6 protein-coding genes are annotated in these 11,656 nt (G+C 62.8%); 4 read left to right on the top strand and 2 right to left on the bottom strand.

All coding sequences use genetic code 11. The features are described 5' to 3' along the window. Positions 1-442 precede the first annotated feature (442 nt). From Q0X23_RS05895 to Q0X23_RS05880, 4 genes are all read left to right on the top strand, one after another. Positions 443-3,106 (top strand): HD domain-containing phosphohydrolase, encoded by a 2,664-nt coding sequence (locus Q0X23_RS05895; protein ID WP_297859441.1) that lies wholly within the window; start codon positions 443-445, stop codon positions 3,104-3,106. 81 nt (positions 3,107-3,187) lie between these two features. Beyond that, the gene (locus Q0X23_RS05890; protein WP_297859440.1) at positions 3,188-3,907 is read left to right on the top strand and encodes an SDR family NAD(P)-dependent oxidoreductase; all 720 of its coding nucleotides are present in this window, start codon (positions 3,188-3,190) and stop codon (positions 3,905-3,907) included. Positions 3,908-3,980: 73 nt separating this feature from the next. Beyond that, positions 3,981-4,505 (top strand): transcriptional regulator NrdR, encoded by a 525-nt coding sequence (nrdR, locus tag Q0X23_RS05885; RefSeq protein WP_297859439.1) that lies wholly within the window; start codon positions 3,981-3,983, stop codon positions 4,503-4,505. A gap of 557 nt (positions 4,506-5,062) precedes the next feature. Further along, positions 5,063-6,424: an FAD-dependent oxidoreductase gene (locus Q0X23_RS05880; RefSeq protein WP_297859438.1), complete on the top strand. Its 1,362-nt coding sequence runs from the start codon at positions 5,063-5,065 to the stop codon at positions 6,422-6,424. 57 nt (positions 6,425-6,481) lie between these two features. Here Q0X23_RS05880 and Q0X23_RS05875 read toward each other — a convergent pair whose 3' ends face one another. Both Q0X23_RS05875 and Q0X23_RS05870 read right to left on the bottom strand, forming a co-directional pair. Then, positions 6,482-7,081, bottom strand: coding sequence for a hypothetical protein (locus tag Q0X23_RS05875; RefSeq protein WP_297859437.1), 600 nt, complete (start codon positions 7,079-7,081; stop codon positions 6,482-6,484). Between the two features lie 22 nt (positions 7,082-7,103). Then, positions 7,104-11,570 carry an alpha-2-macroglobulin gene (locus tag Q0X23_RS05870; RefSeq protein ID WP_297859436.1) on the bottom strand — a complete coding sequence of 1,489 codons (4,467 nt, stop codon included), beginning with the start codon at positions 11,568-11,570 and terminating at the stop codon, positions 7,104-7,106. Between the last annotated feature and the right edge of the window lie 86 nt (positions 11,571-11,656).

Raw genomic sequence — 11,656 nt, 5'->3', positions numbered from 1 at the left:
GCTTGGGTATACGTTGGCACTTATGGCATTAACGTAACCGCTCGGCCGCAAACCGCGGATGCGACTCCAAGGGCAGGCAGAAAGTAGAAGATCATCATCAGGGTTTCACCTCCTTTGCGGTATTTGTTCTACTCCCGGGAGTGTAGCACATGGCACACTAGCCCCGCAAGACGGGTTTGGTTTTTGTTCTCCCACAAGGAAGGGCGCAGGACATAGGGGGACCGGGTTCTGGGTGCTTGATGCCGTCTTCATTCAATCTTCGATGGTTGCTTGGCTCGACCAAAGCTCCGTAACGCTTTCCTGGCAAAATTGGTGCAAATATCCGCTGTTTTATGTGTTTCCAAGTTAACCTCTAGGTGTTGTGGAACTTGCAGGGGTGCTCATCTCCATCATTTGTACAACCTTGCTGATAGCAGCGCACGGTGGTCGGGAGCGTTGGGGCATGACACCATTCACCATGCTGGCCTCGACCATGGGTCTTATAGCGTTCTCGAGCGCTTTTTTTATGGATGTGCTGGGGCTTTACTCTAGCTTGTTGTTCGCATTGCAAGTAGGGCTTTTGCTGCTCGCTGCCCTGGATGACGAAAAACGCTGGCGGAGCACCCTGGTGGGCCTGTTGCTGATCAACGTGCTAGCCCTGGGTCTGCACACTTTGTTGCGTTTGCTGGACATACCGGTTGTCCAGGTGGCGCAGACCACAAGCTCCGTCAACCTCCGCATGGGGGTGCAGGGGTTAGCCCTGCTGCTGGGGGGGCTGGTGGTCTGGTGGCTTTACCCCAGGCTGGTAGTGCGGAACCGGATACAGGCCCTGGTGGTAGCGCTGGGGGTCTTAAGCCTGCTCAATATCGGGCTCTTGTTCCTGTTGGCCCGTGAGGGGCTGGGAGAACTGGTGGCCGGCTTTTTGTTGCAGGCGGTGTTGACCGGGCCTTTGCTGGGGCTTTATCTGGAGGGGTCTCGCCGCCAGATGCACACCAGACCCATCGAAACGGCCTACACAGCCCTCCTGAGTACCGTGGAAGCTTTGGCCAGGGGTTCTAAAGAGGAACTCTGGCCCCGCCTGCTGGAATCGGCGGTGCGGGTGGTGCCGGGAGCCCAGGCCGGCAGCATTCGTCTGCGCCAGGGTTCAGATTTTGTCTTTGTGGCTCAGAAAGGCTTTGGCGAGGGCATCCTGGGGGTGCATAGTAGCGAGCTAGAGGTCATAACCTGGCACGGCAACCCGGCAGCCTGGCGGCAGGGCCAACCCCGCATTGCCAACCACGCCGACATTCAGCGCATTTATGCAGTTCACCAGGAGAACGAGCGGCTGGCCAGCCAGCTCAACCAGGCCAGTCAGGATCTGGTGGCCCGCATTCGCTCCACCCTTTGTATGCCCATCTTGCTAGGAGGCGAGGTGGTGGCCGAGATCAATCTGGACGCCTTCCGCGATCGGGCTTTTAGCGAGCAATCGGTGGAGGTGGCCCGCCAGTACGCTTTGCAGGTCACGGTGTTGCTGGCGGCCCACCGCCAGCAGGCCGAGCTCGAGGCCCGCATCCACGAGTTCGAAGTGATCGAGGCCCTCAGCGCAGCCTTGCGGGGCCTGAAGGGTACCGGCGAGATAACCAAGCGGCTGGTACGCGAGACCATCCGCCTGATGAACTCAGAACACGCGGCGTTGCTCCTAATTGAGCCGGACGGCAAACACCTGCGGTGCTATGCGGCGGCGGGCTTTTTCCTGGAGATCAAAGACGTGCTGGTGCCCCAGGGCCAGGGTCTTAGCTGGGCTGCGGTGGAAAGCCGAGCGCCTGTCTGGAGCCAGCAAGCCCATCTCGACAAGCGGGCCTTTGGTCCATTCAAAACACCCCGTCCGCCCTACTCGGAAATCGTGATGCCATTGTTCAGCTCCAAAGGACATCCCCTGGGGGTGCTGATTTCCGCTCGCAACGGTGCATACGCCTACCTGGATCGGGATATGCGCTTGATGCAGGTTATTGCCAACATCGCCGCCAACACCTTGGAGCGGGTACGGGCCAACGAGAGCCTCGAGGCCGAGATTGCTGAAAAAACAGCCCTGCTGGAGCTATCGCAGATGCTGGGCGGCAACGACGCCTCACTCCTGCCGCTGGCGTTGGACAAAATTCGCAGCATGGCCCAGGCCGATGCCGTAGCCCTGGGCATCCTGGAGGGAGATGCCTTTCACGTTCGCTCGGTGGCCGGGCACCTTCGGTCGGAAGCGATGCATCTTCTGCAGAATCCCATTCCGCGTGAGCACTTAGCACGCCTGGTGCAGCAACAGGAGGTGTTTCAGGTCGGCGATACGCTCAGCCACCCGTTGCTGAAGGTCTATGCCAAGGTGGGCATAAGGGGCCTTTACCTGATTGAGGTGGTGCGCGATCCAGAGCTCCAGGCCGGGCTGGCTATTTTTCGCCTCGAGCCCAGCCAGGGCTGGAATACCTCGGAAAATCGCTTGCTCAAGGGAGCCGCTCAGATTCTTGGGGCTTTGCTCTTGCGTCTGGAGCGCACCCGGCAGCTCGAGGCCGCCTACGACGGGGCCTTGCGGGCCATCGGTCTGGCCTTGGAGGCCCGCGACCGCGAAACCGCCGGCCACACCGACCGGGTGGCGGCCATGGCCGAGCAGTTGGGCCGTGCCTTAGGTATGAGCGAGACCGAGTTGCGCGATTTGCGCTGGGGGGCCTATCTGCACGATGTGGGCAAGCTCACCATCCCCGATGCCATCCTGCTCAAACCAGGCAAGCTCACCCCGGAAGAGTTCAGTACCATGAAAACCCATGCCCCTTTAGGTGACGACCTGGTACGCAACCTACCTTTTGTGCCCCTGGCAGCCCGTCAGGTGGTACGCCACCACCACGAGCGCTGGGATGGGCGCGGCTACCCGGATGGTCTGGCCGCCGAACACATTCCGCTATCGGCCCGCATTTTTGCCATCTGCGATGTGTTCGATGCGCTTTGCTCCGAGCGGCCTTACAAAGCCGCCATGCCGCCCGAAATGGCGGCCCAGGAGCTATGGCGCAGCGTCCACCACGGCCATCTGGATCGCCATCTGGTGGAAGTTTTCCTCAAAATCCAGGGGTTGGAAGACGCCATGCGGGTCTCCCAGGCTGCCGACTGATGGGGGTGGGTTGCCCAGGGGAAAGCCCCAGCGTTATCAACATTACGCTCCACACGGCTTTTTGCGCTATGATGGAGTTCAATGGTCGAATTTTCACGAGATTTGTTGGGTCTGGAGCAGCGCATCGTAATGGTGACGGGGGCCGGGCGGGGGTTTGGGCGTTCGGTGGCCCGCTCCTATGCCCGCAATGGGGCCACGGTCATCACCGTAGACCCCGATGTGGAAATGGCCACCGCGATTGCCTCCGAGGTCGAGCAGTTGGGGGCTACGGCCATTCCCATCCGGGGGGATATGTCGCTGGTGCTCGATGTGATGAACACCTTCGAGAAAATCGAAGAGCTGTTTGGGATGCTCGACGGGATTGTGCACGTCACCAGCGCCGAGAGCAAAACCCCGTTTGTGGAGCTCCTGGAGGGGGAGTGGTACGATCTGCTCAACGCCGACGTGAAATCCAGCCTGTACGTATTGCAGCAGGGCCTTCGCTACCTGAGCGGCGGGGGCTTCGTAACCCTGGTACTGCCCCCCTTGCAACGGGAGCAGCCCCATGTGGCAGCGATTCGCGGGGCGGTGGCCGGTTTGATTGAAGGGGCCACCCGCATTTTCCCCACCAACGTGCGGGTCAATGGCGTCATCCCCAGCCGCGATCCTGTAGGCGAGGAGCACGACCGATCCCTGGTGCGGGTGGCGGTGGCCCTGGGCTCGATGGTCTCGGAGGGGGTAAGGGGGCAGCTTTTGGAGGTTTTGCTCCCCGAACCGCCGCACCAGCCGGAAATCTATGACCTGCTGAGGGAACTACCGTGAAAGGAATTTCAAAGGTCTGGCAGGTGATAATTATTTGGCTTTCGACCTTCGTCCTTAGACTCTTGACCGTTTTATGAACTGCCCATTTTGTGGAAACCCCGATAGCCGCGTGCTGGATTCCCGTCCTTCCGACGAGGGTTCGGTCATTCGCCGCCGCCGGGAGTGCCCCGCCTGCAAACGCCGCTTTACCACCTACGAGCGGGCCCAGGTGGAGCCTTTGCTGGTTATTAAGCGCTCGGGACGCAAGGAGACCTTCGATCCCAATAAACTGCTGCGGGGGCTGAGCCTGGCCGCCCAGAAGCGCCCCATTGACCCCGAGGTCTTGCAGGAGTTTGCCTTTGGCTTCGAGGACACGGTCAAGGAAATGGAGATTACCTCCGAGGAAATCGGGCTGCGCTCCCTGGCTTTTTTGAAAGAGTTAGACCCGGTGGCCTACATACGCTTCGCCTCGGTCTACCGCGAGTTTGATAGCCTGGAAAACTTTATCGAGGAAGTGCGCAAGCTGGACCGTAAGCCCGGCAAGGGTAAGAAAGCGCAAAAGATGGAAGAAGAAGACGAACTCAATCTGGCCGACGAGGCCAAGCTGGGAACGGTTTGAAGAAAAGCCGGGATAACAAGCTTACTGTAGGTCAAAGGGGTTGGCGCTGTCTTTGAGGTGAGGGCGTTCACGCCCCCACTACCCACCCTGCGGCGGGTGGTAGAACACCTGCAAACCCATGGAACGTAGAAGTGTCCTGCGTGGCCATCTAGGCCTGGGCGCCCAGCCGGGGCTGAACAAAAGGTGGGGTAAATGGCAGTCTTGCTACAGCCCGATAGCCCCTGCTGCCCAGGGTGGTTTGATGCGGGGGGATAGCCTGCTCGCCATTCACGGCAAGACCCTGTACCACATGTGAAGATTTGCTGGCGGCCCCGGGGGAACTGGGGGCCGGAGCCCGCGTGAGCCTCAAAGTTTGGCGGAATGGTCAACTGCATGACCTGGAGGTAACCTTGGGTGAACGGGCCTGAAGAAGCGGGAGGGGGATGGCGGGTAGTACGGGGGTTTTTGTTCAGGTACACCCATCCCTCCGGTCATGCCGCTCATGGGATATGATTTGCGCTGTCTGTGCGGGGCCGACCCGCCACCGTATTCTACAAGCAGGCCGGAGGATGTTAGGAATGGCAAACCAGTTCGACGCAAACCGACCCCTGCGGGTCGCGGTCATCGGTTCGGGGCCTTCGGGCATTTATGCTGCCGAAGCCCTGATCAAGCAGAGCGAAACCCCTGTCTCGGTAGATGTGTTTGACCGACTGCCCACCCCCTATGGGCTGGTGCGCTATGGGGTGGCCCCCGACCACCAGACCATCAAGTCGGTCACCAAGGTGATGCAGAAGGTGTTGCAAGACCCCCGGGTGCGCTTTTGGGGCAATGTCGAGTTTGGTCGCGACCTGACCCTGGGTGACCTGCGTCGGCATTACGATGCGGTGGTGTATACGGTGGGGGCCTCGAGCGACCGTCATCTGGGCGTCCCTGGTGAAGACCTGCCGGGGAGCCTCTCGGCCACCGAGTTTGTGGCCTGGTACAACGGCCACCCCGACTACCAGAACCTGCCCCTCCGCCTCAACATGCGCGGGGTAGCGGTGGTGGGGATGGGCAACGTGGCGGTGGATGTGACCCGCATCCTGGCCAAGTCGGCAGATGAATTGCGCACAACCGACATCGCCGATCACGCCCTGCCGGTGCTGGCCCAGAGCCAGGTCACCGACATCTACATGCTGGGCCGCCGGGGCCCGGCCCAGGCCAAGTTCACCACCAAGGAGCTACGCGAACTGGGCGAGTTGCACAACGCCGATATTGTGGTCAGGCCGGAGGAACTCGAGCTCGACGAAAAAAGTGCCGCCTCCATTGCGGGCGAACCTGCCCTTCAGAAGAACCTGGAAATTCTGCGAGAGTTTGCGGCCAGGCCGCTTACGGGCAAGCCCCGCCGGGTGCACATCCGCTTTTTGGTCTCGCCGGTGGCGATTCTGGGCGAGGGCCGGGTGCAGAAGATTCGCCTGGAGAAAAACCGTCTGGACGAAAACCTGAACGCGGTGGGTACGGGGGTGTTCGAGGAGCTCGAGGTGGGGATGGTGCTGCGCTCGGTGGGCTACAAGGGTGTGCCCCTGCCCGAGGTGCCCTTCGACAGCCGCAAAGGGGTTATCCCCAACCAGGCCGGGCGGGTGCTGCGCGAGGGCCAGGTGGCGCCAGGGGAATACACGGCGGGCTGGATCAAGCGTGGCCCCAGTGGGGTGATTGGTACCAACAAAGCCTGCGCTACCGAGACGGTAAAACTGTTGCTGGAGGATGCCCCCCACCTGTCGCTGGCCCCTGACCCCGACCCCGAGGCCATCCCACGGCTCCTCAGGGAGCGGGGGGTGCACTACGTAACCCTCGAGCACTGGCTGCGCCTGGACGCCCACGAAACCGCGCTGGGACAGACCCAGGGCCGGCCACGGGTCAAGGTGACCAGTGTGGAGAAGATGCTCGAGGTGGTGGGCTGAAAGCCCATAGCCGATGGCCGGCTATTTGACCGAAGCCGATGGGGTATTGAAGGGCCTTTACCGCTGGAGTCGGCTGGTCCAGCGGTAGGCGGTGGCCATCGCCCGGCGAAGGGTTTCCCGGTCGGGTGGGGCTGCCAGGAGGCGCTCGAGCTCGGCCTCGGTAATGGGCTCGAGCGGTCTGGCGGTAGGCTCTTCTCCGGCAAAACGCAAGGCCATTCCCTCGGCTTTCCAGCGCGGCCAGCCCGCGGGCTGGGCCAGGTGAAAGAGCTCGTGGCGCAGGGTGCCTTCCAGGGTTCCCCGCTCCAAAAGAATCCGCAGGCGCTGGGTGTCAATCTGGTGCGTACTGCGATTGGCGGCGGCCAGCACAAACCACGGCAGCCGTGTCGAGGCGGTGTAGGACGCCAGGCTGGGGTGGATGACCACCCGAACCTGCGGCGGCAAGGAATAACCGGCAGTCTGTAAATCCCGGTGGGCCTTTTGCAAAACCCGGAAGACCTCGCTCAGGTGCTGGGTGTCGGCGTTTTGGGCCCACCGCACCACAAAACCCGGGGCCTGTGCGCTCTTCCAGGCCTGCGCCCCGGCGGGGGAGATGAAGGCCAGCGCCAGCACCAACAGGTAAGGGGAAAAAAAGAGCGTCTGGGAGAAGCGAGGGTGCATAAGCCTTTTTCTCCCCACTCCATTACTCCCTTACCTGCACCTGTCGCACCGTACCCACCCCCCGCACCTCCGGCTCGTACATCATCCAGGCCAGGGTCGGTAGCGCAGTGAAACGGCCGGGGGTCTCGGCCCGCAGGACGTAGGTAAAGGTCACGGGGCCACTCAAGTAGCTAAAGAAGAACTCCACCTGCCGGTCGCGGATCTCCCGCCCGTCGAACCAGTAGTTCCAGCCGTAGTAATCGTCGCCAAAGCGCGAGCGCACCCCGGCAATGCGGAAGGAGTCGTCGTTTTCCACCACAGCCAGGCCTGCCGGGGTAGGCTCCTCCACCACCACGTAGCGCACCGCGCCTTGCTCGGGGCGCACCGTCAGGGTCACGACCACCAGCTCGCCCACCTTGAGCGGGCCACTGAGCGGGCTGCGGTCGTAGACAAAGCGCTCGGCCTTGGTGTCGTAGCGGGGGGTGAGCTTCTCGTAGGTGCGGGCCACCCGCAGGCCTTTGGCCTCGGGTTGCAGGTAGGCCCGCTCCTCGAAGTAGCCCACACTGCCGCTCAGGTACAGCCGGTTATTGCTAATAACCTCTACTTCGTTTGCGCCCACCCGCAAGCCTTCCAGGGCCAGCTCGGCGCCTTTGGCCGGAACCCGCAGGGTCTGGGTTTGCCCGTTGACCAAGACCTGCACCTCCTGCTCGCCGGGTTGCTCACCGGAGGCTTTGGCCAGGGCCAGCGCAGCCACCACCACGGCGGCGGTGTCCTTGGTAGAGATCCAGCGGGCGCCTTTGCGTTCTTGCATGAGCCAGTTCACAATTTTTGCGATGGCCGGATGGTTTGGGCGCAGTTTGGCCAGGGCTTCCAGACCCCGGGCGGTGGCCTCGAGGCGGTCGTCGTTCCAGGCAAAGCGCGGGGCCCGCACCTCCCAGTAGGCGCTGCGCTCGCGTTCGGTCAGCTTGGTCAGCAGACCATCCAGGGCCCGCTCGGCCTGGGTTCGATTGCCGTTCTGCTGGTAGGCCAGCACGATTAGCGCATGGCCATAGGGGGTGAGGTCGCGTCGGGTCAGGTAGTCTTGCAGGTAGCCCAAATCCAAAGGCTGGACTGACTGGAAAGCGGTGCGATTGAGCAGGGGACGACCCGCTTGTAATACGCCCGGTTGCCAGCCCTGGGGCATGTAGCGGGGCCCGGCCAGGGCAAAGGCATAGGCGGCGTAGGCCACTGCGTCGGCGGCGTAGGTGCTGGCGTCGGGCCGGTTCAGGGTTTTGAGCAGGTACTGTACACCCCTCCTGAGCGCGTCTTCACGTACCCGATAACCGGCCTGCTGGGCCTGCAACAGCCCCGAAAGTACATACGAAGAGATATAGACCGAGGAGGCGTCGTTTTGCCAGAAGCCCCAGCCGCCGTCCTCGTGCTGGAAGTCGTAGAGGCGCTTGAGCCCGGCGGCCACAAAGTCGTCGAGGTTCGCGGCCAGGTTTTCAGGCAACTGGGCGAAGTCGCCTGCCTGCTTGGCCAGCACGCTGGGCAGGAATCGGCTCATGGTTTGCTCGGAGCAGCCGTAGGGGTAACCGGCCAGATACCCCAGGGCCGGGGTGACGGCAGCCGCCAGCGAGGGGTGCAGATAGAGTTTGCCCTGGGTCTGGCTGAGGTCGGTGCTGGGCGGCAGGGTAAACTTCCAGCGCTCGCCCGACTGAGAGGCCCAGCCCAGCTCTTCCTTGAGCCCTTTGGGGAAGATGGAGAGCCGGGTGCGCAGGGCGTCTGAAGCGGCGGGAGTGAGGGCCGAGGCCTGCAGGGTGACGGTACCGCTCTGGTCGGCCCGCACCCGGTAGCCGGTAGCCGCCCGGCCTCCGGCGGGAAGCTGGGCCAGGGTGGTGGGGGGGGTGAGCAGACTGATGTTGGTGGCCTCGAGGCGCAGCTGGCCCGCCTGGTTTTCTGCCAGGTTGTTCTGTCCAATCACCCGCAAGGTGGCCTCGTCGCCCCGAACCAGGAAGCGCGGGGTGCTGAGGCGGGCAATCACCGGCAGGGTGGTGGTGACGGTCTGGGTGGCCTGCCCCACGGTATCCGAGAGCGAGATGGCCCTGGCGGTCAGGCGCCACTGGGTCAGGTTGTCGGGAAAGCGAGCTTCCACGGTGGCCTCGCCCTGTTCGTTGGTCTCCACACTGGGCAGCCACAGGATGGTATCGCGGAAGTCTTCGCGTACCCTGGGCTGGGCCAGGGACTCTTTGGACTGCCCGAAGACAGCCTTGTCCATGGGAGCCCGGGCTGCCGTGCTGTAAGCAGGCGCCACGTTGCCAAAGTAGTAGCCCCCTGCGGTCTGGGTGCCCACCACATTGCTTTTCAAGCCCCAGAAGAAGCCGCGTATGTCCGGGGCTTTCTCGGGACGCACTAGGTAGATGGCCTCGTCTACCAGCCCCACCGTCACCTGGCTTTTCACCGGGCGGCCCTGGGGGTCGGCTACCTTGAGCCGGTAGGTCGCGGTCTCACCGGGCTTGTAGGTGGCTTTGTCGGCAGCGATGGCAACGTTCAGGAATTTTTCGCTGGGCGGGAGCAAGAAGCCCGCCACTTCGGTGTAGTACGCGTCTTTCCCCAGCACCGTAACCGATAGGTAGCCGTTGGGGGCCATCTCTGGGGTGAGTTTGAGTTCGTAGGTGAAAGTGGAGCCCTGAAACCGCACAATTTCCGGCCTGGAGATGCGCTCGCCCTCCAGGTTCACCAGCGCCCAGCCGTCCGAAACCGGCGACTGCACCACGAAGCGGGCCGTCTCGCCCACCCTGTACTCGGGCTTGTCCACGGTAATCCTCAGGCTCTTATAGTCCCAGAACCAGTACGAACCATCCGAGACCCAGACCCAGTCCAGGGCCTGGGTGGCCCGCCCGGCCCCGTCGCGGGCCTCCACCGTAAGGGCATAGGAGCCTTGTTTAGGCAGTTTGAGGCGCACCGTGGCCTGGCCCCTGGCGTCTGTGCGGCCTTGCAGGCGCAGGGTTCGCTCGCGCTCTTCGCCCTGGCCCCGCACCCAGAAGGCGCGGCTGGCGGTCACGGTAAAGGGCACCGAGACAGGGTTGCCCTCTAGGTCTTCGGCCCGCACGGTGGCGGTCAGGGTGTCGTTGGTCTGGTAGGCGTACTGGTCGGTGCGGATGTCCAGCACAACCCCCGCGCGGTAGGCGGTCAGGAAGCCGGTTCCGCCGATCTCCCGCCCGGCCTCGTCGGTCACGCCGGCCTCGAGGGTCAGGCGGTAGTCTTCCTCTCCCGGCTTGAGGGGTACCTCCACCACCAGCTCGCCCTGGGCATTGAGCCGGCCCTCACCCCGCTCGATGATCTTGCCCTCGTAGGTATCTTCGTAGCCCTCGTTCTGGTAGAAGCCGTAGCTCGAGACATACGCAAAGCGATAGTAGGGTCGCTGAAGGATGGAGTAGCTCACCCTGCCACCCGAGACCGGCCCCCCGAACAGGTACTCCCCTTTCACCACAAAGCGGGCTTTCTCCCCCTGTACCGCTACCTTTTGGGCCGCTTCGACCGTTACCCTGTACTCGGGCTTGACAAACTCCTGCACCTCGAACTCGCCCGCATGCTCTTCGTCCTCCAGCCGGGCCACCAGCGTATATCCGCCCAGTCGGGCGTCCAGCCCGATGCGAAACTGCCCGCTAAAGCTGCCGTAGGCGTCGGTGGTGAAGCGGCCTGAGAACACTTCGTTATCGTCGTAGTCGCGCACTTCCACCTCTACCGGCTGGCCTGCCATCGGCCTGAGACCGCTCGTGCTGCGGGCCGTCCCTTTGAAAAACACCGTGTGGCCGGGGCGGTAGACCGGGCGGTCGGTAATGAGATAAACCCGGTTTTGCTCCTGGTTCCAGCTTTGCCAGTAGGCGCTGCTGAAAGCCCAGGAAGTGCCCGAGCGGGCGGCCACAAAAAGGTTTTCGGTGCTCTTCAGGTCGCTCTGGAAATAGGCCAGCCCACCCTCGGCCCGCACCTGCTGGACGAGGCGCTTGTCCCTGGAGACAAAAATCTGCGCTGTGCGGGGCTGTCCATTGCTCAGGCTGGCGGTGTAGACCAGCATTCTCTGCGGGTCAGACTTCACCAGGAGCCCCAGGTTGGTGACCAGCACCAGCGTAGCCGAGCTAGGGCGTGGGGTGCCAATCTGGACCAGGTACAACCCCTCGGGCAAGCGCCCCAGGTTCACCTCACCATAGGGCCGGTTTGCGGTGCGAAATACCGGCACGCTCTGCACCGGCGTCAAGTCCAGTTCACGGGTACGCTCAAAACCGCGCGGCCCCCCCAGCTCCACCACCTTTTCGGGGTTCCCAATCCGCAGGACGCGAACCTGGCTGCTGCCGCCCCCCGGCAGGTAATACTCCACCCGCACCTGCTGAGTGGGACTAAAGGTGCCGCCCCCATATAGCTGCGGCTCCTGGCGCTGGGCCGAGCCCGGTATCAAGCCGATCAATACCAGCCCCAGCAACCCCATTCCTGCCTGCCAAAAACGTTTCCAATCCTGCGAATATTTGCGCATAACACCTCACCTGGATGCGATTTGTGGATTTTTGCCTACCATTGCTGCAGTTCCTCGGGCGGTGGTTCGGCAAGCTGAGGAAGTGC

The sequence above is a fragment of the Meiothermus sp. genome, from assembly GCF_026004115.1.
Classification (GTDB): domain Bacteria; phylum Deinococcota; class Deinococci; order Deinococcales; family Thermaceae; genus Meiothermus.
This window is presented reverse-complemented; position numbering and strand designations above follow the sequence as displayed.